21 protein-coding genes and 1 other annotated feature are annotated in these 24,295 nt (G+C 36.4%); of the genes, 6 read left to right on the plus strand and 15 right to left on the minus strand.

From position 1 onward, the window contains the following. Nucleotides 1-210: 210 nt before the first annotated feature. The 4 genes from speE to metK are packed head-to-tail and all read right to left on the minus strand — an operon-like array spanning nt 211 to nt 4,167. On the minus strand, nt 211-1,065 hold the full coding sequence (speE, locus tag ACIQZA_RS05215; RefSeq protein ID WP_402880432.1) for a polyamine aminopropyltransferase: 855 nt from the start codon (nt 1,063-1,065) through the stop codon (nt 211-213). Beyond that, a complete protein-coding gene (speD, locus tag ACIQZA_RS05220; RefSeq protein ID WP_132362370.1) occupies nt 1,065-1,499 on the minus strand; it encodes an adenosylmethionine decarboxylase in 435 nt (144 codons plus the stop codon). Before speD ends, speE begins: the two co-directional genes overlap by 1 nt. Then, entirely contained in the window at nt 1,496-2,992 is a 1,497-nt protein-coding gene (locus ACIQZA_RS05225) for an aminotransferase class I/II-fold pyridoxal phosphate-dependent enzyme (RefSeq protein ID WP_402880430.1), read from the minus strand. Before ACIQZA_RS05225 ends, speD begins: the two co-directional genes overlap by 4 nt. Beyond that, nucleotides 2,992-4,167 carry a methionine adenosyltransferase gene (gene metK / locus ACIQZA_RS05230; RefSeq protein ID WP_400938086.1) on the minus strand — a complete coding sequence of 392 codons (1,176 nt, stop codon included), beginning with the start codon at nt 4,165-4,167 and terminating at the stop codon, nt 2,992-2,994. Before metK ends, ACIQZA_RS05225 begins: the two co-directional genes overlap by 1 nt. Nucleotides 4,168-5,107: 940 nt before the next feature. Between metK and ACIQZA_RS05235 the strand changes: the two genes are divergently transcribed. Next, entirely contained in the window at nt 5,108-5,785 is a 678-nt protein-coding gene (locus ACIQZA_RS05235; protein ID WP_402880428.1) for a GntR family transcriptional regulator, read from the plus strand. 27 nt (nt 5,786-5,812) lie between these two features. Then, nucleotides 5,813-6,433: a sterol desaturase family protein gene (locus ACIQZA_RS05240; protein WP_402880427.1), complete on the plus strand. Its 621-nt coding sequence runs from the start codon at nt 5,813-5,815 to the stop codon at nt 6,431-6,433. A 230-nt stretch (nt 6,434-6,663) separates the two neighbouring features. On the opposite strand, the gene ACIQZA_RS05245 is transcribed toward ACIQZA_RS05240, so the two are convergent. From ACIQZA_RS05245 to ACIQZA_RS05255, 3 genes are all read right to left on the minus strand, one after another. After that, nucleotides 6,664-7,077 (minus strand): GNAT family N-acetyltransferase, encoded by a 414-nt coding sequence (locus ACIQZA_RS05245; RefSeq protein ID WP_400938078.1) that lies wholly within the window; start codon nt 7,075-7,077, stop codon nt 6,664-6,666. 71 nt (nt 7,078-7,148) lie between these two features. Then, entirely contained in the window at nt 7,149-8,378 is a 1,230-nt protein-coding gene (locus tag ACIQZA_RS05250) for an MFS transporter (RefSeq protein WP_402880425.1), read from the minus strand. Nucleotides 8,379-8,441: 63 nt separating this feature from the next. Then, nucleotides 8,442-8,705: a binding site (T-box leader), on the minus strand. A gap of 152 nt (nt 8,706-8,857) precedes the next feature. Then, a complete protein-coding gene (locus ACIQZA_RS05255; protein ID WP_402880423.1) occupies nt 8,858-9,733 on the minus strand; it encodes a tyrosine-type recombinase/integrase in 876 nt (291 codons plus the stop codon). A gap of 366 nt (nt 9,734-10,099) precedes the next feature. Between ACIQZA_RS05255 and ACIQZA_RS05260 the strand changes: the two genes are divergently transcribed. Further along, nucleotides 10,100-10,894, plus strand: a complete 795-nt coding sequence (locus ACIQZA_RS05260; RefSeq protein ID WP_402880421.1) for an enoyl-CoA hydratase/isomerase family protein — start codon at nt 10,100-10,102, stop codon at nt 10,892-10,894. Between the two features lie 47 nt (nt 10,895-10,941). Here the strand turns inward: ACIQZA_RS05260 and ACIQZA_RS05265 are convergent, their stop codons facing one another. Next, complete coding sequence (locus ACIQZA_RS05265) at nt 10,942-11,757, minus strand: hypothetical protein (protein WP_400938071.1); 816 nt, start codon at nt 11,755-11,757, stop codon at nt 10,942-10,944. Between the two features lie 221 nt (nt 11,758-11,978). Between ACIQZA_RS05265 and ACIQZA_RS05270 the strand changes: the two genes are divergently transcribed. Then, nucleotides 11,979-13,154 (plus strand): aminotransferase class I/II-fold pyridoxal phosphate-dependent enzyme, encoded by a 1,176-nt coding sequence (locus ACIQZA_RS05270; protein ID WP_400938068.1) that lies wholly within the window; start codon nt 11,979-11,981, stop codon nt 13,152-13,154. 31 nt (nt 13,155-13,185) lie between these two features. Here ACIQZA_RS05270 and ACIQZA_RS05275 read toward each other — a convergent pair whose 3' ends face one another. The 5 genes from ACIQZA_RS05275 to ACIQZA_RS05295 form a co-directional block, all read right to left on the minus strand. Next, nucleotides 13,186-13,656 carry an NUDIX hydrolase gene (locus ACIQZA_RS05275; protein WP_400938066.1) on the minus strand — a complete coding sequence of 157 codons (471 nt, stop codon included), beginning with the start codon at nt 13,654-13,656 and terminating at the stop codon, nt 13,186-13,188. 694 nt (nt 13,657-14,350) lie between these two features. After that, nucleotides 14,351-15,544: an MFS transporter gene (locus tag ACIQZA_RS05280; RefSeq protein WP_402880419.1), complete on the minus strand. Its 1,194-nt coding sequence runs from the start codon at nt 15,542-15,544 to the stop codon at nt 14,351-14,353. A 74-nt stretch (nt 15,545-15,618) separates the two neighbouring features. Further along, the gene (locus ACIQZA_RS05285) at nt 15,619-16,146 is read right to left on the minus strand and encodes a TetR/AcrR family transcriptional regulator (protein WP_400938060.1); all 528 of its coding nucleotides are present in this window, start codon (nt 16,144-16,146) and stop codon (nt 15,619-15,621) included. Between the two features lie 460 nt (nt 16,147-16,606). Beyond that, on the minus strand, nt 16,607-17,806 hold the full coding sequence (locus tag ACIQZA_RS05290; RefSeq protein WP_142508078.1) for an AI-2E family transporter: 1,200 nt from the start codon (nt 17,804-17,806) through the stop codon (nt 16,607-16,609). A 64-nt stretch (nt 17,807-17,870) separates the two neighbouring features. Continuing rightward, nucleotides 17,871-18,821, minus strand: coding sequence for an LCP family protein (locus ACIQZA_RS05295; protein ID WP_142508077.1), 951 nt, complete (start codon nt 18,819-18,821; stop codon nt 17,871-17,873). Between the two features lie 176 nt (nt 18,822-18,997). On the opposite strand from ACIQZA_RS05295, the gene msrA reads away from it, so the two are divergent. Together msrA and ACIQZA_RS05305 are read left to right on the plus strand one after the other, a co-directional pair. Beyond that, the gene (gene msrA / locus ACIQZA_RS05300; RefSeq protein ID WP_402880416.1) at nt 18,998-19,519 is read left to right on the plus strand and encodes a peptide-methionine (S)-S-oxide reductase MsrA; all 522 of its coding nucleotides are present in this window, start codon (nt 18,998-19,000) and stop codon (nt 19,517-19,519) included. A gap of 1,055 nt (nt 19,520-20,574) precedes the next feature. Next, complete coding sequence (locus ACIQZA_RS05305; protein ID WP_402880414.1) at nt 20,575-20,922, plus strand: VOC family protein; 348 nt, start codon at nt 20,575-20,577, stop codon at nt 20,920-20,922. Nucleotides 20,923-20,996: 74 nt separating this feature from the next. On the opposite strand, the gene recQ is transcribed toward ACIQZA_RS05305, so the two are convergent. Both recQ and ACIQZA_RS05315 read right to left on the minus strand, forming a co-directional pair. Beyond that, nucleotides 20,997-22,766 (minus strand): DNA helicase RecQ, encoded by a 1,770-nt coding sequence (gene recQ / locus ACIQZA_RS05310; protein ID WP_402880412.1) that lies wholly within the window; start codon nt 22,764-22,766, stop codon nt 20,997-20,999. Between the two features lie 8 nt (nt 22,767-22,774). Continuing rightward, entirely contained in the window at nt 22,775-23,902 is a 1,128-nt protein-coding gene (locus ACIQZA_RS05315) for a TcaA NTF2-like domain-containing protein (RefSeq protein WP_402880410.1), read from the minus strand. Between the last annotated feature and the right edge of the window lie 393 nt (nt 23,903-24,295).

Here is a 24,295-nt window from a genome sequence, read left to right on the forward strand (position 1 = left end):
CTTCCACCTTAAGACCTACAAAAAAAGTCGCCCATAAGGCGACTTTTTTTGTTTATTCACTTTTTTATACAATAAGTTTAAACTTCTGGTTTACTATTACTTGTGATACGGCACTGGAAATATAAATCTAACAAAGCCGCAACTTCACAACAAGCTCCCCAAAGTCTCTATAATCCTCTGACGTAAGAGTAAGCTTTTACGTTTAAAGGTTTACTCATCGCGATCAAGTGCTTCTTTCACAAATGTAGGAAGTGCGAATGCACCAACGTGTAAATCTGTGTTGTAATATTTCGTTTTTAGAGCAAATTTGTCCCAAGCATCTACTTGAATATCTTTAATTGGATGTAATGCTTTTGAAGCAAATCCGAATAGCCAGTGTCCTGATGGATACGTTGGCATATGGAATTGATATACGCTTGCGATTGGGAAAATACCTTTAATTTTTTTATGTGCTTTACGCATGTTTTCTGCATACTCCGTGAAGTATGGTGATTCGTGTTGGTTAATTAAAATTCCTTTTTCATTTAATACACGGTAGCATTCTTTATAAAAAGCTGTTGTAAATAAACCTTCACCGACAGAAATTGGATCAGTAGAATCTACTAATATTAAATCGAATGATTGATCAGCTGCGTTTTGAACGTAAGCTAAACCATCATCGAAAATCAATTCCATACGAGGATCTTCTTCGACACCTGCAGCTGTAATTGGAAGGTATTTTTGGCTTAAACGGAATACTAATTCATCGATTTCAACCATAACTACTTTTTCTACTGATTCGTAACGTAGTACTTCACGAGCAGTCCCACCATCACCACCACCAATAATTAATACCTTTTTTATATCTGGGTTAGTAGCGAATGCTGGGTGCGTAATCATATCGTGATAAACGAACTCATCTTTTTCATTAACCATCATCAAACCGTCTAACGTGAAGAAAGTACCAAACTCTTCACTTTTATAAAAATCGATTTTTTGGAACGGAGATTGTTCACTATGAATCTCTTCGTTGTATCCGATTGAAAATTTACAGTTATCGCTCCATTGTTCTGTATACCATTTCATTAAATCACGTCCTCTAATACTTCTTGTTTCACTAGAATTGTATCAATTTCTTGTTCTGCAAATTGGCGAATTTTATCTGCCATTCCACGTGGTACTTCAAATGATTCTGTCTTTTTCGCTTGCAGTTTTTGTTCTAAATATTCTGCTGCCTTCCAAGGACTTACAGAGTCACCACAAGTGTAAACATCTACAGAAGCAAATCCGTATTCTGGCCAAGTATGAATCGTTAAATGTGATTCAGCAATAATTACTGCACCCGAAACCCCATATGGGTTGAAATGATGGAAGCAAGATTCTACAATTGTTGCCCCAGAATAGTCAGCAGCTTCATTCATAAACTGCTCGATTAATGTATTTTGCTCAATAATTTCACTTGGGCAACCATAAAATTCAATTAATACGTGTCTTCCTAATGTTGATAATTCAATGCTCATTTATTTGTCTCCCTTACGACTGTAATATAATTTTCTTCTTTCGTTTCGAACAGAACATTCCCAAAATTAAGATAATAGAAGTTATATAATTCTACTACTTCCTCTGAAATAACTTCACCAGGGATAATTAGTGGTATTCCCGGTGGATAAATCATTAATGAATCTGCACTAATTCGACCTACCGCATCATAAATTAACTTTGTTTCTGTTTCAGCATTACACGCCTGTTGCGGTGTCATTGCTAATTTATTAATTTGATTCGCTGTCACATAAGCTGACTGAATCACATCTTTTTTTGCGTGAATACGTTCAATATCTTTTAACGCATGTACTAATTTACCGATTGTTTCATTCGTATCAACATGACTAATGACTGCCATTATGACATATCCTTCAGCAAGTTCTACTTGAACGCCATATTGTTGTTTCAATATTGTGTAAACTTCGAAACCAGTTAAACCGAGATCGTTCACACGAATAACAAGTTTCGTCCAATCATAGGATTGATTGAAATTTTGTTGTACATATTCAGCTTTTAGCACTTCATAGCGTGAATTATTTTCAATTTCCTCAATTGCCGCATCAACAATTGACTTTAATTGGCTATAACGTTGTTGTCCATACACCGCTAATTCTCTTCGTGCTACATCTAAAGAACTCATTAATAAATAATTTGCACTCGTCGTTTGCAGCATATTTAATACTTTTTGCAAATGCTTCGAATCGATTCGTTTTTCTTGTAGTAATAGAAGCGAACTTTGTGTTAATGAACCCCCGGTTTTATGCATACTGACTGTTACTGCATCGGCACCAGCACTAATGGCATCGTTTGCATCAGGTAAAAATGTTAAATGCGCTCCGTGTGCACTATCAACAATAACGGTTACATTTTGTTCATGTGCAAGCTTACAAATTTCTTGCAGTTGATTCATCGACCCAAAATATGTTGGATACGTTACAAGTAAAGCTTTCGCTTGTGGATTTTCTGCAAGTGACACTTTTACGTTTTCAACTGAAATTCCGTGTGCAATACCAAAATGTTGATCAACTTCAGGTTGAATAAATACTGGTTTTGCTCCGCTTAATATAATGCCGTTCATAACTGATTTATGGCAGTTACGAGGTACAATCAATGTATCTCCTTGTTTACATGTCGCTAAAATCATCGCGAGAATACCTACAGTAGTGCCATTTACTAAAAAGTAAGCGTAGTCTACATTAAATGCTTGTGCAGCTAATTGCTGAGCTTCTTTTATAACCGATTCCGGATGACTTAATAAATCAAGCTCCTTCATCGAGTTTACGTCCATTCTTAATGTCATTTCTCCAAGCGTCCATTTTAATGGGTTTTCATGTAGCCCCATTTTATGTCCAGGTACATCAAACGGCGTAACATCTTGTTTAGTATAATTGACTAAAGCTTCAAATAATGGCATGCGGTCTTGAGTGGCTAAAAATTCCGCTGTAGCCACTCGATTTTGCACGCATTGCATTATTGGCCCATAGCAACTGTTAAGAGTTGCTCTAATTGAGAAACTTTGTCTGTTTTTTCCCAAGTTACGTTGACATCACTACGTCCAAAGTGACCATAAGCTGCAACTTGTTGATATTGTGGTTTACGTAGATTTAGCATGTTAATAATGCCAGTTGGCGTTAAGTCGAATAATTGACGAATCGCTGTTAGAATTTCTTCTTTTGCTACTTTTTCTGTACCAAATGTTTCTAAAGCGATACTAATTGGTTCACTTACACCAATTGCATATGATAATTGGATTTCACATTTATCTGCCAAGCCTGCTGCAACAATATTTTTTGCTACGTATCGCGCTGCGTATGCCGCTGAACGGTCAACTTTTGTACAGTCTTTACCAGAGAATGCGCCACCACCATGACGAGCTGCGCCGCCATAAGTATCAACAATAATCTTACGTCCTGTTAAACCTGCATCTCCGTGTGGTCCGCCTACTACGAAACGACCAGTAGGATTAATTAAAATGCGGAAGTCTTCATTCATACCAAATTGCTTCGCAACAGCTTTAATTACATTTTCTGTAACGTAATCAATGAATGCTACTCGGTCAAAATCATCATCATGTTGGATTGACATTAAAACAGTATCAATTTTAGGTTGCATACTATCCGAATAATCAATGGTAACTTGTGATTTCATATCTGGTCGAGCCCATTTGAATTGACCATTTTTACGTAACTCAGTTGCACGTTTGACAAGCATATGTGCCATTTCAATTGCTAAAGGCATATAGTTTTCAGTTTCATTCGTTGCAAAACCGAACATAATACCTTGGTCACCAGCACCAACTTCTTTTGTATCGCTTGAAGAATCAACACCCATTGCGATATCAGGAGATTGCGTATGTACTAAAACTTGTACATTGCAGTTATGACCATCAATGCCGAACTTATCATCTGTGTAACCAATGCCGATTAGGGTATTACGGGCAATTTTTTCGATATCTAGTTCTGCTTTTGTAGTGATCTCTCCACCAACAATTACTGTGTTTGTAGTTGTGAATACTTCACATGCCACACGTGATAGCGGATCTTGCGATAATGCTGCGTCTAATACTGCATCTGAGATTTGATCTGCAATTTTATCTGGATGTCCTTCCGATACAGACTCCGATGTGAATAATACTTTTTCTGACAATTTTAACTGCTCCTAACAATTATAGATTTTTAGGGCATAAAAAAAAGCTCACCCAATTTTAAGGAAAGCTTCGAATACTATCAGCTGCTGTTCCTCTTATTGTTCACAAAAGTTTAATTTTGTGCTCAGGTTCGGCCCACTGGATTCAATTCATGATGAACTAAATTGTTTGGCCACCGTATCTTCGACCCCTCGTCTCAACGGTTATTAATAAGAGCTATATTATTATGCTGAGACTCATATTAAGTCATAAACATTTGAGTGTCAATTTATTTTTTTATAATTAATCGCTATGAAAATTATTTCATTTACCCTTTTGAACTAAAAAATACTAAGTGTAACGTTTTGCACACATTAATAATTATTATAAAAAATGAATAATGATGCACTCGAAGGTTTTTTATATTAATAATAGAATGAACTCCTATTAAATTTGCTAATAGATGTGTCAAAATAACATATTGTAAACATAAAAAATTTCATTTCATCGAGGAATATATAGGAATTTTTCAGGTCTTTTATTGATAAAAATCATTCAAATTTCTATAATTCAGAATATTATTTTTGGTCAGTTATAAGAAGATCCTGACGATTCTTTCTTTCGAACATGGTGTGTTGATTGACTAAATTTAACCATATTTATTAAACTACTAGGTGCTTTCCACTAAAGGATACTTCTTCTCTTTAAAACCACTATGGCCACCAAAGCTATGGATTGAAAATTCATTTGTCTTAGCGGAGGCTGATTTAATGCTCTTTCCCTCCTGCTATTAATTATTTGATGCAAATAATTATCTACTAAGTATTTTACTTGCTTGTTTGATAATCCTTTTTATAAAATTTGCACTTGCTATTGACAGAAAATTCAGACTAGATATATAATTTTTGGTATTACCACTGTATTTAATTTGTATTACCACTAAGCAAAGGGGACGAGGATTTGAAAGAAAAGGAACGCTCCTCAGATAAAATTGAAACTGAATTAATTAGATCTATATTGGCTGGTGTTTATTTTGTAGGAAGTACTTTACCGCCGGAAAGAGAGCTTGCCAAAAAATTTGGTGTTGGTCGACCAACTATTCGGGAGGCTCTTCAACGTTTAGGAAGGGGTGGGTGGATAACAGGGAGAAAAGGAATGCCTGCGGTTGTTAATGATTATTGGCGCAATGGGAATCTAACGACACTTGTTAATATTATTGAGAATCATCATACCATAACAGATGAATTTATCATGTACTTATTAGAATTAAGAAGTTCTTTGGCTCCGACTTATATTCGTGATGCTGTCAAGTTTAATCAGCCTAAAGTAGTTGCTCTCCTTGCCAATCTAGAGCAGCTTGAAGATAGTGCTGAAAGCTATGCAGCATTTGATTGGGATTTGCAAAAGAGGTGTGCTGGCCTTGCCGTCAATCCAATCTTTCTACTCATTTTAAATAGCTTCGATTCCATTTATATGGATATGGCAAAAAGATATTTTTCTGTAAAAGAACATCGTGTGTTGTCCTTCAACTATTACCGCGACTTATTAAACGCTGCATTAAAGGGAGATCCAATGGAAGCGGAAAGGCTGTCTACGACAACCATGGCGAAAAGCTTAGTACTCTGGAAAGATAGATAAAAATAAAGAATACTGGAGGCGTGATAAATGAAATTGAAATATTTTAAAGAATATTTTTGCTACCCTGATATATTAATCATGACCTGTCTATTCCTTATTAGTTTTGGATTTATGCTTCTACATTTAACCTCTATCGGAATTTTGGGTGCTTTTATTCTGGGAATGATTATGTATTCCTTAGCTGAGTATGTTACACACAGGTTTCTTTTTCATCTGAAACCACCAAAAAGTACATTTTTGTTAAAAATGCTTAAACGCTTACATTACGACCACCATTCAAAGCCGAATGAATTACATTTATTATTTTTACCTTTATGGTATAGTGTGCCAAACATTGTAATTGCAGCAGCCATTTTTTATATTTTTTCATCTAGCTTTGTAATGACAAACGCATTTATAGCAGGCATCATGCTCTTTTTATTATTTTATGAGTGGAAGCATTATATCGCTCACCGCCCCCTTCGACCAATATCTCCATGGGGACGTTGGATGAAAAAAGTTCATTTATGGCATCATTTCAAAAATGAAAATTACTGGTATGGTGTTACGAACCCAGCCTATGATTTTCTCATGGGTACCTTTAAAAAACAAAAGGATGTTGAGCAAAGTAAAACTGCTAAAAATTTAGAGAAACGCGGCGACAACTAGAAAATAGAATTATAAAAAATATGTCTTGTAGGAGGCGCTGTAGGAGCGATTGAGGAAGTATAACAAAAGGACTTGTGTGTTATTTTACTCACAAGTCCTTAGATTGTATGATACATATTGATTTGATTGTTGCATAGTCGAGAATAGTCCTCTACTTAAATTTCTCCGTATCTTCCTCGATCGCCTTTAATAAACTAACCATATTCAGCGTTCTTATTAACAATTGAATCTTAAAGTTTTTTTGTGTAATAGTATCGCTTACCCATTAGCGGATAATCATTGAGTACAAATTCTTCTTCATAGCCTAGCTTCACGTAAAAATCAGGTGCTTGAAAACTAAAAGTATTGAGGAAGGCATATTTGCATCCTCTATTAATAGCAATCTTCTCAGCTTTACGCATCAATTCCGTACCAATATGCTGTCCACGAAGTTTTTCACTTACCCATAAATACTCCACTTCTAACCAATTTCCATGTGTATCACCAATCAACCCCGCAACTCTATTTCCTTCTTCATCTTCTACAAAAAGACCAATATCTTTTACTACCTTATCTTCAATGTTATCAAGATTGTATTTTAATAATTCTTGAAAAATATGTTCTTTTTCTACTTCAGTGACCTTTTCGGATTCAATGTATTTCATTTATTCGACCCCTTTATACGATTTTAATTAATAAGTTTCCTAATACCTTTATTCAGCACTTCTGCCCTTTTTTAATTACTGTTTAAAGAAGAAGCATCTTTTATAAAATATTCCTGCCGTTTTGCACCTGATACAGTTTTTAATGCCACTAACCCTAATAAGAAGAAGGAAAATGAACCTATTAACCCCACAGGACGGATTGAAGTTAACTCAGCAGTTAAACCTATTAAAACCGTGAAAGCAACAATAAAACCTGCCTCAATGACACTAAAGATGCTTCCGAATCTTCCCATCATCGTCACAGGGACATGATTTTGATAGAAAGTCAAATACCCTGTATTTGCAAACGTTACAGCAAAACCGATTAAAAATACACCAGGCACTGCACTAATAAAGCCACTCGAACTGTAAAGTACTATATAACCTATTGAGGTAAAGATGGTACCAATACCTATTAAAAGATTAACTGCAAGTTGTTTTGAAAATACGGAATTAATAATTGATCCTATTATTATTCCAGCTCCAAAGACACTTAATAAAAACCCATAATTGGTGTCTGATATTGAAAGTACGCCTTTAGCAAATGCTGCCTCGAGAGAATCTATTGCAGTCATGAATATAGTAGTGCAACAAAATAATAAATATATTTTTGTGACATAAATATTGTCCTTACTGAAATTAAAAACAATTCGAACATCACTTTTTATCATATCCCAAGTAAATCTTTGCCCCCCTATCTCTTTGAGTCTTGAATCAACATTAGGTAACATCATTATAATAAGTGCTGAAATAAATAATGCCACTGCATTTACATGAATGGCAGTATAAGGGGTACCCATCCAAAATAATATCCCAGCAATAGCAGGACCTATTAGCGAACCACAAGAGTTGATAAAACTACGTAGTGCATTAAAGCGTTGCCGATCTTGTTCTGGTATAAGTTTAGTCATATAAACCATAGATGTAGGTTGAAAAATAGCACTTCCCATATTTATGATAAACGCTAGTACATAAACATAAATAAGTGAAGGTAAAAATGGAATTAACGCAATACATATTGCTCGGAAAACGTCTAATCCCATCATAAGTCGCCGTGTATTTACCCGATCAATTAAACTACCTGACCAAGCATTAGAACATATAGTTGCAATTGGACTTAGTATATATAATAAAGCAATTGCAAGTGGGGAACCTGTTTCGTTCAATATTATTAAATTCAGTGCAATTAGGTAAACCCATGCACCCACATTTGAAATGCCTATTCCTCCTAATAGTATTAAAGGATATTTCCATCTGGACATAATCACCACTCCTATTTTATTTTTTTTAAAACAAAATAAAAAACTCACCCCCAAGATATTTATCTTGGGGGCGAGTCATATCGCGGTGCCACCCCAGTTTACTTCTACATTGCTGCAGAAACCTTATCGAGTACGGCTTTGTAAATAAATCACCTGCGATACTCTATCTCTATAACGTGAGAACACGTTGCATCATCATTGTTCCAACAAACAAATCCTATACACAGCTCAAAGACTTGTTTCAACACATTTCCTATCCCTCTTTTTCAGCTACCAGAGGTCTCTGTTGATAGTACATATGTTTACTCTTCTTTTCATAGCTTTTTATATGCATTTTTGTAAATTTTATACTATCCCAAACTGAAATTCAATACAAAAAAGTATGACCACTAATATTCTTTCCATGATAAATACAGAATTATTTTCATTTAAAGTATTGGTGTTACAGAATTTATTTACTTCATGCAAAATATCCATCTTTATTCAAACCGTCCCTGTCTTTCAGTAAGCACCCATTTTCGTACATAGCCCATCTTTTCTTGAATACTTTCGACTGTATTTTCACTTTTAAATGCCTTTTGCATGACAGTGTAGCGCAAATCCGTGGCTCTCACATTTGTAACGATATCCTTTGATATCGTTTGGAAAATTCGCTCAATTGTTTTTGTTGAGATGGCTTTTGATTGACTCGCCTCGCTTACCCAAACCCATTCTCCAAGCTTTTCTTCATGTAATTCCTCTGTTGCCTCTTTATAGTGCACCAACATCCCCATTAAAATTGGAGAAAGCTGTATTTCTCTACGCCCGTTTTGATTAGCAATGAAAACTACCGAAGATTCAAAATCAATATGAGACCATTTCATACGTACAAGTTCTGCAGGCTTACATCCTGTTTCCATCAGTAGTTGGACAATGCAGCCATTACGTCTTGCTAGCCAAGCATGCTCCTTTGTTTTAGCGTATTGAAAATAAGTTGGCCAGACATTCGCAATTTGCATCAATTGTTTCTTTGTCAGTAATGTCAAAACCTCTTTCTGTCTCTTTTTTGGCTGTAAAATGCCCTCATAATCAAAAGGCGCCACCCACTCTCTTAAAAAGACAAAGTCTATAAAGCCTCGTAATGTAGCAATTTTATGATTAAACGTGTTGCCATTTGCGTAGGTCTCTTTCAAGTAATTACTATATATATATAACAATTCTTTTAAATAATGATCTACATACAAGTAGTTGTTCTCATGAGCAAACGCTAAAAATTGCTGTCCATCTATATTGTATTGTTTTTTCGTAGCAGCACTTTTCTTCAAAGAGTTTAAAAGTAAAAAATAGCTATTCCATGCCTCGACTAGTGTGACCATCTTGCGACCTCCTTAATAACTGTGCGTGTTTTATTCAAGTTTACTATATTTTTGGGGCGTCAGTTATAATTTATTTATTTAAATTTTAATGTCGGATAATCTGTAGTATTTATACACTATTCTGCTTCCCGTGTTCAAATGCTTCTTTCAAAATGAGGAAACAAATGATCCTATAGCAGTGTCCCACATCTTTTGTTTTCTTACAATAGTAATTTTCCGCACATTGTTGTAGGACAATTTCTTTAAAATGACCCTATTCTTGTATAACCGGGCTAATTTACATGAAAATTCGTATAATTTAGTGTTTATTGCTGTTTGTGTTATATAATAAGAGTATCAACTATACATGTAGGGGGTTTTTTAAGTATGCAAGTAAAAACAACTCGACTTGAAGCAGAAGACGCAAAAATTATTTATCAAGAAACAGCTGGGCTAGCAATAATTACGATCCATCGCCCACAGGCTAAAAACGCACTAACAGCAAATATGTGGGATCAATTAGCAAAAATTGCCTTACAAGTATTAGATAATCCGAAAAATAAAGTATTGATTTTACGCGGCTCTGGTGAAAATTTTACGGCAGGTTCTGATATTAAAGAATTCAACGCCATATCCCTTGAAAAAGCCGAAGAAGCATTTGTACATATGGAAAAAACGATATCCACAATTGAGCGTTTACCGATTCCAACGATTGGCGTCATTAATGGTCCCGCAATGGGGGCTGGTTTAGAGCTTGCGCTAGCTTGTGATATTCGCATCGGCTCTGAAAAGGCAAAGCTCGGCATCCCTGTCGGTAAATTAGGGATCACTTTAAATAACAAATTTGCACAACGTTTAGTTCAACTAGTTGGCCCTTCTACGACGAAAGATTTAGTATTTACTGGTCGTATGTTTAAAGCTGAAGAAGCCTTTAAGATTGGCATGCTTAACTATTTAGTAACTGAAAAAGACTTAAATAAATACATGATTCGCATGGGTAAACTTGTTGCAGGAATGTCACCTGAATCTTTACTGGCTGTGAAGCAATCTGTTCAAGAATGCGTGGACAGTGTACCCACATTATGGCAAGGTTCAACACCGTTTGTCGGAAAGGATTTTGCGGAAGGCTGCAGTGCCTTTGTAGAAAAACGTCAGCCACAATTTACACGTCAATCAAAATAAAAAACAGGTACTCTGCTCGCCCCATTAGCGATTGGAGGTACCTGTTTTTAGTCTTTTCGCTTTAACGCTACCGACTTAATGTGAAGATGAATGGCATCTAATTCATAACCAAAATGCTTATAAAATTCCTCCTGTATCGTTTTTTGTAAAGTATGCAATCGATCTGGTAAGGAATAATTAATAGGTAGCTTTAACTGCAATGTAATCGTTGCTTGCGCTAGATCGCCTAATACGAAATGTACGTGCTCGACTTTCTGTACATTATCTTGCTTTGCACAGCAATACGTTAGTAGTTGCACATAAACATGCTTACTAATATCGATATACTCTTGTTGAAAATCAGGGCGAACAATTGTCGTCTCCCCTATTTTTTCACGCTTTGACGAGAAAATCTCGATCCCTCTTTGAACGAGTCGTTTAAAAAAGTTTTGCTCGACTTGTCGATACGGTATAGGCATTACATGCATCCCCTGCGTCTGTCGAATAAAGCGCGCTTTTGCAATTTCTTTTTGGGAACGCACATCCTCAACATAGTAAAATTTATCGATAGGACCAAGCTCTAGCTGTCGAGCTATCGTTTTTGTCATTTTATCGGACGTACCGATCAGTAAAATTGTCTGTACCTTATATGTATCGAGTGCGTTTTTTACTTCCTCGCAATGTGTATCATCTGTAAAAATAGCTCGACGAACGGCTGTTATCGTATTTTTCTCAAATTTTGCGGAGATACCCGCTACTTTCACACCATTGACAATAAGAAGACCATCATCAATAAGAGCATCTACCCCAATTTTATGGGCGAAAACAAGTGCGCTTGTACTTTTCCCTGTTCCACTTGGCCCACTTAAAGAATATACATTCATGTTATACAGCTCCTTTCCATTTCATGATAGCAGAAACATAACATTTTTTTCGTTAAAATTATTATTCCCAACATAAGTTAAATCATTTCCGCTAGCATAGGCACACATCTTCTTTAATTTAGAAATATATTCTTTTTTCAGAATAACTTTCCCTTTATGTGCTTTAGTATGATAAAATGTGAACTACTATTCTGTTATACAACTATAAGGAGTGTACTAGTTTGAAAATCGTACCATCTAAAAAAATGTCATTATTTAAACCAGCAATTTTCGGAGATTTAAAAAATCATGCTAAACAACAGGAAGCTAAAGGCATGAAAATAATAGATTTAAGCTTAGGTAGCCCTGACCTTCCCCCAGACGCTAAAATTCGCGAGCATTTATCGTATAGAGCGGGTTTAGCAGAATCCTATGGCTATACTTTAACAGGCACACAACGTTTTTATGATGCAGTTAGTCGTTATTATAAACGTCGTAGCAATGTAGATTTAGATCCCGCATCTGAAATCATTCAAACGATTGGCTCTCAAGAAGGATTAGTACATTTACCAATCGCCTTTTGTGATCCAGGAGATATCGTATTATCCACAAACCCAGCTTACGTTGCCTATGATGCAGGAATTCATCTAGCAGGGGCAACACCTTACTATATGCCTCAAACAGCTGACAACGATTATTTACCAGACTTAGATGCTGTTCCTGAAGATATTGCGCAAAAAGCTAAGCTACTAATTCTAAACTTACCAGGTAACCCAGTACCTGCAATGCCTTCATTAGCCTATTTTGAAAAAGTCATTGCATTTGCTAAAAAATATAACATCATCGTTCTACATGATGCGGCATACTCTGAGTTCTACTTTACAGGTGATGGCCCGATTAGCTTCCTATCAACTCCTGAAGCAAAAGAAGTCGGGATGGAAATTAACTCATTATCGAAAAGCTTTAGCCTTGCTGGTACACGTATCGCTTATATCGCGGGTAACGCCGAGATGATTTCGATTTTAAAACAATTAAAATCAAATTTAGATTTCGGTATTTTCGAACCAATTCAAGATGCTGCGGTCGTAGCGCTTGATAACGCAGAGGAAATTACAGCAAGCCTACGTGCAATATTCTCAGAACGCCATAAAACATTAATGGACGGCTTGCGTGAATTAGGATGGGATGCAGCCCCTTCTGACGGTGGCATGTTTGTCTGGGCAAAATATCCGTACGATATTGACTGCACAGAGCTTGCATTTAAAATAATTGAACAAGCTGGTATCGTGACAGTCCCTGGTACAGTATTTGGTTCGGCTGGACAAGGTTACTTACGTTTAGCTTTAGTACAACCGAAAGAATTGTTGCAGGAAGCTGTTGATCGTTTAGCACAAGTGCAAATTACATCACAGAAATAAACATATAAACAATATGAAAACCCTTCTAACTTTAATGGTTGGAAGGGCTTTTTCTATAGTTACCGATATAATCCTCAAGTATCGGTCTATCAGGAGGACTAATATTTTTGGGTAAATCATCTAAAGAGTAAAATTGTAGCATTGTTGCCTCATTTTGATCATGAACTAGGAGACCACTATATTCTTTACATTCGAATGCTGTAACAACGATATAAACTTCATCACCATGCGGATATTGATAAAAAAAATCTTGTCCGGAATACGTGTTGATTAATTGTAGACTTTTAGCAGTTAGTCCTGTTTCCTCAAATAATTCTCGATGGGCAACTTGCTCTAATGTTTCACCTAACTCCATTGATCCCCCAATTAACCCCCAACACCCATTATCTTTCCGAAGCTGCATTAAAACCTGTTGACGATTATTAATGACCAATACACAAGCACCACACATAATTAATGGTCGAGTTCCAACTACTTTACGCAAATCTTGTATATATCCCATAAAATCCTCCTTTAAATGTAAGTTTCATTTATACAACGCTCTTATTCGTTAAAATTGACTGATATTTTCACTAACACATAGTCTCCAGTCACTTTTGTGTCGCTACAATCAAATTTCCACCATGTCTTTCAAAGAAGACAATTCGCAGTACTTTTTGTGCAACTTGGTTTGATATTTCGTGAAGTACCCAGCTTATTGTATAACGACTTCTTTATCTTTTCTTCAATACCTGTAAAATTACCTTTTGCCTGTGCCACCTGAACATACGGGGAGGTTCGTCAAAAAGTTTAATTAACTATATTATACATTTTTGATTGATAAATGTCTTTGAAGGCGAGAATTAACGTGTTTAAAATGCTTCTTCAAATAAACTGCACCGTAGTTGTTTAAATTAATACGTTAACTAATTCGAGCAAAATAAAGATTATGTATTCGCATCGTTAAAGAACTTTCTATAATGTAACTTTATTAATGCGATTTGATATACCAATTCGTATGAAAATTGTTAAAAAGTCGCTTTATATCAATAAAAAAAGGATATCCAAATCATTTCGATTTGATATCCCTTTTATCGTGATTTTTTAAGTTTTGGACTCGAAAACAGAACCCGTTATCATAAAGGAGTCCTTTTTTCATCTACGACCCATTTTTATTGTGTAGCATCATTTTTCATCTATCAACACACGTAGTTCAATTACTTTTTCTCCGTCGCATAATAAATCATCGCAATGGTCGGTAAAGCTATTCCAATCAATATTGCTGCTTTCCAGCCAACCATGGCGTATGCCCATGCTCCTGTCGCAGAACCTATAGCGCCGCCACCAAAAAAAATGGCCATATATAAACCATTAAGTCGGCTTCGAAACTCGGCTCCCAATGAGAAAATAGCGCGTTGACCAAGAACCAGATTAGCAGAAACCCCCATATCTAAAAGAATGGCCGAAACTACCAAAGTTACTAAAGCAAACGTCGAGCCGCTTTGGATCATAAAGGGTAGCATTACAGAAATGATAACTAAAGCTAAAGCTACTCCAGTAGCTGGTCTAACCCAATCTTTATCAGCAAGACGCCCTGCCACAGGTGCAGCTACCGCCCCAGACACCCCAACCAATGCGAACAGCGCAACTTCTTTTTGGGAAAAATTAAAAATTGGACTTGTCAATAACATAGGAACAGTTGTCCAGAACAAACTAAAAGTTCCGAACACACAAAAGTGATAGAATGCTCTACGTTGCAGGACTGGTGTCGTTTTAAGTAAATGCAACATCGATTTCAGCAGTGTTGGATATTGTGTTGTTGTCATCGGCTGCCTTGTAGGAAGTAACTTTACTAATAGAAGTGCCAGAACAAAAATTATTGCTGCAGAAAAGACGAATATAGCCCGCCAGCCCATAAACTCCGTCATTACACTTGATATTGGACGAGCTAGCATGATACCAAGTAACAAGCCACTCATAACATTACCCACATTACGGCCGCGTGTGGCTTCGGGCGAAAGATGAGCTGCATACGGTACTAGTACTTGAGCAGCGACTGAGCCTAACCCGATAAACAGTGAAGTTGCAAGAAATAGCGTAGCGCTTTTAACTACAGCAGCAATCGCCAACACGACTGCAGTGAAAAGCAATAACGTAACAACAAGTTTTCGGTTTTCAAGGATATCTCCCAGAGGAACGATAAATAACAATCCGATTCCGTAACCAATTTGAGTCAGCGTGACGATAAGGCCTGCTGCCCCGGAAGATAATCCGAGTGTAGAACTGATGGGTCCTACTAAAGGCTGCGCATAATAAAGATTAGCAACAATCACGCCACAAGCTATGGCAAGAATGAGTATAATCCACGATGAAACTGGTTTCTCTACTTTTGGTTTTGTGATTGAACGCATAGAAAACTCTCCCTCAGTTTTTTTTGGTCGCATTTTCGGAATGATCATTCCAGTAATCGCAAAAAAAAAATTATTTATAGCATCTCAATTACAGTATTCATCATGTCATAAATAATTTTTTTGTTGTTTTTCACCTTGGATACTACTTTGATACTATGATTTAGATTAAGCAATAAATGTGATAAAGCCTTAATATCTTTCTCAGGGTCGATTTCTCCCGTCTGCTGTCCTTTACTTAATAGTTCATAGAAAGCCTGTTCTAATTCCTCAAAACTGTCTCGTATCAATTTGCTTAGTTGTTCATCCGGTGAATCCAAGCCAATGCTTGCTTTTGTAATCAAGCATCCTTTGGGCAAATCATCATCAAATGCAGAAGTAATATGCAGATCAAAATACTGCCGTATTCCGACTTTCGCAGACGGCGCATTTACCAAGAGGTTGCGTTTATTTTGATTGAATTTTTTGTATTGGTGTATTGCCTCAATATAAAGTGTCTGTTTGTCCGTAAAAGTTTCGTACAAACTTGATCTGCTTAATTCCATAGCTTTTAACAAATCCGGTATACTTGTTGCATCGTACCCTTTTTCCCAAAATACTAACATTGCCTTATGGAGTACGCGCTCCTTGTCAAACTCTTTTGAACGTCCGATGGTAAATTCCTCCTTTCAATAAGAATACTATAATATTTCCGGAACGAATAGTCCAGTATTATTTTTTCGACTCAATACGGGCGATCAAAATCTTCTCCGCTTGCCTTATCGACATATATGTGGTGAGCTTATACCCTTCGTTCTAGTATTTTCTGTAATTTCGTTGTTCGTTTTATTCTTTCTTACCTACGTGCAACATTCTCAGAACGCTATAAAACATTTATGAACGGCAGGGGCTGCATCCCATCCTAATTTTCGTAAGGACAGAGCTAGCCTTCCGTTTGTATAAGCCCACTTATGATTATATTGGTATTACATTGATGTAATTGCTAAAGCTAATAACAATAGACCCAACTTTTAATATAACCATATAAAAAAACAGCTACTGCTTGTTCGCAGTAGCTATCTCTTTTTACACATCATATTTTTGATGTATCTCATCCTCGTAACGATTGTAACGATGTTTAAATAGCTTGAATAAATGTGTCACAAGCACTTTAATAATAGCATAGCCTGGAATACCTAAAATAACACCTGGTACACCAAACAAAGAACCAGCCGTTAATAACACGAAAATAATAGTTATTGGATGGATACTAAGTGATTTACCCATAATTTGTGGAGAAATGAATTTCCCTTCAATCAACTGTACGACCGTCCACACTATGGCTAGCTTAATAAGCATGAATGGTGATGTTACAAGAGCGATAATGACCGCTGGTGTAATGGCGATAACTGGACCTAAGTATGGAACAACGCTCGTAATCATAGCAAGGAACCCTAGCAATAAAGCATATTTCATACCGATAATTAAAAAGCCAATTGTCACCATGGCACCTATGCACATTGACACTAAAATTTGCCCTTGAATATAGGAACTTATTTGCTTGTCCATGTCATGGAAAATTTCGTGTACTTCTTTACGCATACGTGGCGGGCACATTTTTAAAATAAAGCTTGGTAGTTTTTCGCCATCTTTAAGTAAGTAAAATAAAATAAATGGCACCGTTACTAATGATAGAACAATTCCTGTTAAGGCTGAAACGAAGCCAGTAATACCAGAAGCCACGCCTTGCGCTAAATTCGCAGCCGTATCTTTTACCGTCTCCACCATATCCGTAGTAAAATTTTTCACCATTGCGTCATAGTTTAAATTAATTTTATCTAGGAACTCGTTAATACGAGCATTATTCAGATAATCAGCAATATTTTGTGTAAACGCCATAAAATATCCTGGGAATTCCTGCGCTAAATTAGTAAACTGGTCTCGTAAAAACGGATAGACAAGTACTACTAATAACGTAATTATCCCAATCAGAATGATATATAGAAGAAAGATACCCCAAACTCTTGGGATACGCCATCTTTCGAATAGCCCTACTATTGGGCGTAATAAATAATACCCAATAATGGCAAGTACCCCTGGTAGAATAACTACCTCAAATAAAACTTTTAGCGGGGTAAATATAAAGGAAACTTTTTGGAACATAAAAATAACGCATGCTAGCAATAATAAAATAATCAGTGTAAAAAATAAGTTTTTACCACCTAAAAAACGAATAAACTTCGTTGAAAAGAAATTCGAACGCTCTTTTGGTCTTTCTTTCTCCATCTACTCACCCCAATACAAATCCTATATCCATATAGTACAGGATAATGTTGGATTTTGCGAAAAATCACTCTAGGGAAATGCCTAAAAAGTTACGTAAAAATTCTTTATTTTTCTCTACATTAATAACAATTGAATCACCGACACCACTAAAGCTTTTGAAACTATAACTACCTTCAATTGGAACAGTTGCTTTTTCTATTTTGACTTTACCTTTCGACACCATTTTAAGCACTTGCTGAATCTCTCCTGAAGATGAATAGTCCGTTGTTACATAACCTTGTGCTGCACCAACGAATTTTGGTAAGTTCAAAATATTTTGAGGTGATAAAACTTCATTCTTTAACGCTTCGATAACCTTTTGCTGACGTTCTACCCGACCAAAATCTCCTTTTTCATCGTGTCGGAATCGGGCAAAACCAAGTAATTCTTTACCGTTTAAGTTATGCACACCTTGTTTTAATGAAACCCCAATTTTTTCGGACATATCCTTGTCTACATTCATTTCAACTCCATTTGGCGCTATAATATCTACAAGAGATTCAAAATTTTTAAAATCGATAATTGCATAATGATTAATGGGCAGGCCAAACATATTACCGATCGTATCCTTTAATAATTGGACACCGCCTAAATAGTAAGCCGTATTAAGCTTATAGGATTTATAACCTGGTATATCTGCATAAATATCTCGCATTAATGACACGAGCTTCACATCATTTGTTTTCTTATTCCAAGATAGTACCATCATTGTATCTGTACGTGATTTTTCTTCACCACGAGTATCGATTCCTAATAATAAATAATTTTCAACATCGCCTTTTACTGCATCACCTTTAAAATCCTCTTGGGCTACCTTTGTATCCGTTGCCAATTCTAGTCCACTGCGGTATTGCATAACGGAATAACCTACAATAACAATGACACAAAGTAATAGCAATGTGAACAATGCTCTCCCTTTACGCAAGCGACGTTTTTTTGGACGTTGCGAGCGTCTTGAATAATCTTGCTCTTCCATAACTGTTAACTCCTCTATTTTTTATAGTTAATGTAACGATTCCATATAAAGAAAGGTTCATTTTATATTATATTATGAATGCTAACAACAACTATTTATAGATTATTTTACACCCTATTTGCCAGTTATGAACAAAATAATGCTATAATATTTTCACGAAAGAAAGGATGATGTACATGATCGAGAAAGCTACGTTTGCTGGCGGTTGTTTTTGGTGTATGGTAAAGCCATTTGTTGAGTGGGACGGTATACATAAGGTCACTTCGGGCTACATGGGTGGCCATTTAAACAACCCTACTTATGAGGATGTCAAAAAAGGTACTTCTGGCCATTTAGAAGTAGTCGAAATTGAATTCGACCCTAACATTTTTAGTTATGAGCAGCTCCTTGATATTTACTGGATGCAAATCGACCCAACGGATGCTTATGGTCAATTCCATGACCGTGGTGAATCATACACAACGGCAATCTTTACATATTCAGAAGAGCAAAAACACATTGCTGAAGCATCCAAGGAAAAACTAGCAAAAAGTGGTCGCTTTGATAAACCTATTGTAACCACAATTCGCGATGCCAAGCCCTTCTACCCTGCAGAAGATTATCATCAGGACTATTATAAAAAAGAGTCGGAGCATTATCAGAATGATCGAGCACATTCTGGTCGAGATCAGTTCATCAATAAAAATTGGGGGAAATAGCCAAATAAAATCATTTATTTCGATAGACGATTCACTTCCCTGACTCAAAATATAACCGCTTTTTTTCTTTTCATAATAAGATGAAGATTTCAACCTAAACAAGTCGAATTCTCGTACGCGAAGGATTCGACTTGTTTTACATTAATGCCTGTAAAAACGTTTGATTAAAAGCGTTTTCTGATCTTTCTATAACGTGTATAAAAAATAATAAATAGCCAATACTATTTAAGATTTCACTTCAAATCCAATGACAAGGAGGGTTAACCCGATGAGTGGGGCTGACCGGTAACTCAGAAGGACCATCAAAGCTGAATGAAGCTAAAGCACAGTTGTCTTAAAGAATTTTAAGATGAATGCGGAAGCGAGGCAGTGTGTCATGGAGCACTATAAGTAAGTGAGAATCAAGCCCGGAATAATAATTATTCCGGGTTATTTTTTTGTTTAATCACCTCTTTAGTTATGTTTGACTAATATCGTGTCGGCCCTCATGTTGCTGTTGCTACCGCTGCTCTTTCGCACAGAAAACATCTGCTGGCCTAAGCACAAAGTCGATCTTGAACCCATTGTTTATCAGTAGCGAAAAAGCGACAACTACAATTATGCCCAGTCACAATTAATCTCGATGTATAGCCGTTTTCAATGGATTTTTTCATTTTTTTAAGTAACATGTATAGAAAATAATAAACAGTTTATACTATTAAAGATTTCACTTCAAATCCAATGACAAGGAGGGTTAACCCGATGAGTGGGGCTGACCGGTAACTCAGAAGGACCATCAAAGCTGAATGAAGCTAAAGCACAGTTCTTAAAGAATTTTAAGATGAATGCGGAAGCGAGGCAGTGTGTCATGGAGCACTATAAGTAAGTGAGAATCAAGACCCGGAATAATAAATATTCCGGGTTATTTTTTTGTTTAATCACCTCTTTAGTTATTTTTGAGGTGATTTTTTCAAGTTTATTTTGGGAAAAGTTGTACTCAAAGCAGTATAGTTGAAGAAGGAACTGAGCAATAAATTGAAAAACTAAAAATTTGAAGGCAGACAGGAGTTAGAACGATGATAAAAGGTGTAGGAGGAATATTTTGGAGAACGAAGAATATTGATGTTATAAAAAAATGGTACGGTGAAGTGTTGAAGACGGACATTGAAGATTGGAATGGGACTGTGATTAAACCCCAATTAGGAAATGAGACTATCTTTTCATTCTTCAGTGAAAATGACAGTTATTTCCCAAAAGAACAACAAGTGATGTTAAATTTCCAAGTACATGATTTAAACGAGACTATTAACCATCTTGATCATATTGGAGTACCTCTTGAAAAGGAACAAGAAATCAATGAATTTGGAAAGTTTATTTGGATTAAGGATCCTGATGGTCGACTGATCGAGCTTTGGGAAAACTAGCCATTGTCATACTTTGTAAAATAAAAAGGAGGTGCATAATTCTTTTGAATTAAACACTTCCCTTTCTTCCTATATCATGTTGTTTTCAAAAAAGAGTGAAGAGCATCGAAGAAACGCTTACCGTATTTTTCGAATTTAACTTCACCAATCCCACTTACATGACGTAAGTCTTCTAGTTCTGTCGGCTTTTTATCACATAAATCACGCAATGTTTTATCAGAGAACACAACAAATGGTGGTACTTGTTCTTCATCCGCAATCTCTTTACGTAATAATCGTAAATGTTCAAATAACGGATCATTGTCAACAAGCTTACGAACAGTAACAGCTTCTTTTCGCATGACCTGTCGATTCCCGAGTAGAACTTCTTTGCCTTCCTCTGATACATAAATAGTTGGAAACGTGCCATGTTTAACGGCAAGTACACCCTCAGCAATTAAAAATTCAATAAAGGTTGAGACATCCTTTGAGGAATATTGTCCTTTTAAAATGCCATAAGTAGACAGCCTTGCAAAGCCAAATTCAGTGACCTTTTGATTTTTGGAGCCAATTAACACTTGGGCCACCATCGTCTTACCGAATTTTTGCCCCATCCTTACAACACAAGCTAATACCTTTTGTGCATCTACCGTCACATCTTTGACTTCTCGCCCATCATTACAATTACTACAACGACTACAAGGTGCCCCTGCTTCCTCGGCAAAATACGTTAAGATGGCATTTTGTAAGCAGCCTTCTGTATGACAATAATCAACCATCGTTTGTAGCTTCGCTAATTCCTGTGCAATGCGTGTTTCATCCTGCGTCTGTTCAATTAAAAAGCGCTGTGTTTGAACATCACCTGATGCATAAAGTAAAATACAGGCACTTGGCAAGCCATCACGTCCTGCACGTCCCGCTTCCTGATAATAGCTCTCCATATTGCGCGGCATTTGATAATGAATAACAAAGCGTACATTACTCTTATCAATACCCATTCCAAATGCATTGGTCGCTACCATAATGCGTGCCTCGTCTTTTAAAAAGCGCTCCTGCTCTGACATACGCATGTCCTCTGACAGGCCCGCATGGTATTTTGCCACAGCTTCGCCCGAGCGACTTAAAAGCTCATAGATTGCGTCTACAGCCTTTCGTGTAGCTGCATAAATAATGCCCGCTTCATTTTTATTTTTTACTAAATAATTTTTAATGTAACGCTCTTTGTTTTCACCAATTAACACTGAGAAAGATAAATTCTCACGTGAAAAGCCGGTAATCACAGTTGATTGCTCATCAATCCCTAATAATTGTCTAATATCGTCACATACAGCCGGTGTAGCTGTTGCTGTAAGTGCTAAGACAGTTGGCTTTTGCGGCCATAATGTAAATAATTTTTGGATTGCTCGGTAACTTGGTCTAAAATCATGCCCCCACTGAGAAATACAATGTGCTTCATCCACTGCAAGTAAAGGTACTGATAAATTCGATAATACCTGTAAAAATGTTGCACTTTCTAATCGCTCAGGTGCTATATAAAGGAGCTTTAAATAACCTGCACTCGCTAGCTGCATTGTTTCGTTCACTTCTTGCACGGTTAAAGTACTATTTATATACGCGGCCGGAATATTTGCAGCACGTAATGCTTCTACCTGATCTTGCATAAGAGAAATTAAAGGAGATATGACGACTGTAAGGCCATCTAGCATGAGTGCCGGAATTTGATAGCAAATTGATTTACCTCCGCCAGTTGGCATCACACAAAGACTTGATTGACCTCGTAATGTTTGTTCAATAATTGGTTCTTGTCCATTGCGAAATGAATCATAGCCAAAATGATGTTGTAGCATTTGTCTTGCTTGCTCCATCCAACTTTTCACTCCTCTGTTGTTAGGCGAATAAGCTTATACTCGCCCTGTTTATTTTTATTTAATTCATATACCATCATAGAGTTCGCAAATGCCTCTTGACCAGCAGAATTTGTTAGTACATACTCTATTTTTGCACGAATAACAATAGTTTGGCCCTTCATGCTGATGTTTTTAATCGATGTATTGTAAAAACGAATTTTTGCTTGTTTAGTTGCGTAATGCGCTACCATATTATCCAGCATGCTTTGTAAATCGTCTGAACCTACAAAAGGCTTCATGACACTAGCATCATGATTTTCAACAGCCGCTTTTAAATGCTTATAAAATGTATCTAAAAATAGTTTTACCTCATCGGCATTATAAGCAAAAATATTTTTCCCGTATTGATCAATAGCTTGCTGGACTGCTTCTTTATCGCCTTGTTCAATATATGGATTTAAGTTTTTGGATTGGGTTAGCCGATCACTTGTCTTCATAGTACCTGAGATCCACTCATCCAATAACTGTACAATATCTTTATATGGCAATATAAACGGCTGTGATCCACCGTTTTGCTGGCGTTTAAAATAGATGCCCACAAGTTCACCATTTTCTGCTTCTAGAACCGGGCTCCCAATAAGTGTATGTTGTTTTGCATCTATGTAATAAGCTGCTACGCTGTCACTATATTTTTTAATGATGTGTGGTAAGCTATCAACATAAACAGCTACCTGATTTAATTCACCTTTATAGACGTTCGGCACCTTTACCGATGCGTTATACGGTACTTCTAAAATGGCTATATTATAAGCGGTAGATATATAGTGCACATCGGCTTCCATAAGTTTATCATTATTAAATTGCACGAGCGCAACTGGCTTTGAAGCGACGAGCGCACCATTTGTCAAAATATAGAGCTTAGTGTCTTCTTTTTTAATAATGACTCCTGCACCGATTCCGTCCTCCCCAACTACTTTTACTTCTGGTACAATTTTTTCTTGCTGCTTCGTCACAGCTTTTTCCGATTTTGCATCGGTCTTTTCAGTATGAAACACCTCTGCCAATGTTTCATTTCCACAGCCTGTTAATAATAAAGCTGTTGCTCCAAGGATGAGCATCTTTTTCCGCATACGTTCACCAAAACTTTCTATCAAATCTGCCTCTGCAAAGGCACGATGTTGGTCACTTAAGCATTCTCACAAATGTGAAGTTCATAGCCGAGTTCCGCTATCTCAGCGGTTATTTGTAAACCGCCAAACAATAACCTCACCCCGCACCCACTTATCACCAATAGAGGTGATGACTATCAGTGCTAAATGCAAGTTAAACATCTTTCTTTACTATCATAAACAAGGTTACAAAACGTTTCAAGTTTACATAATAATATTATTTGAGATTAAGTGTTATAAAAATATTGCCCTCACCTTTTAGTCAATCCGATATACCTATAAAAAACGTCTCTTTTTTACATTTGCTATGAAAAATGACTTATTATTTGCGGTTAAAATGTTATTAACAATAGAAGTCTTCTCACTTATGTGACCGTT

This window comes from Lysinibacillus sp. NPDC096382, assembly GCF_044762845.1.
GTDB lineage: Bacteria > Bacillota > Bacilli > Bacillales_A > Planococcaceae > Lysinibacillus.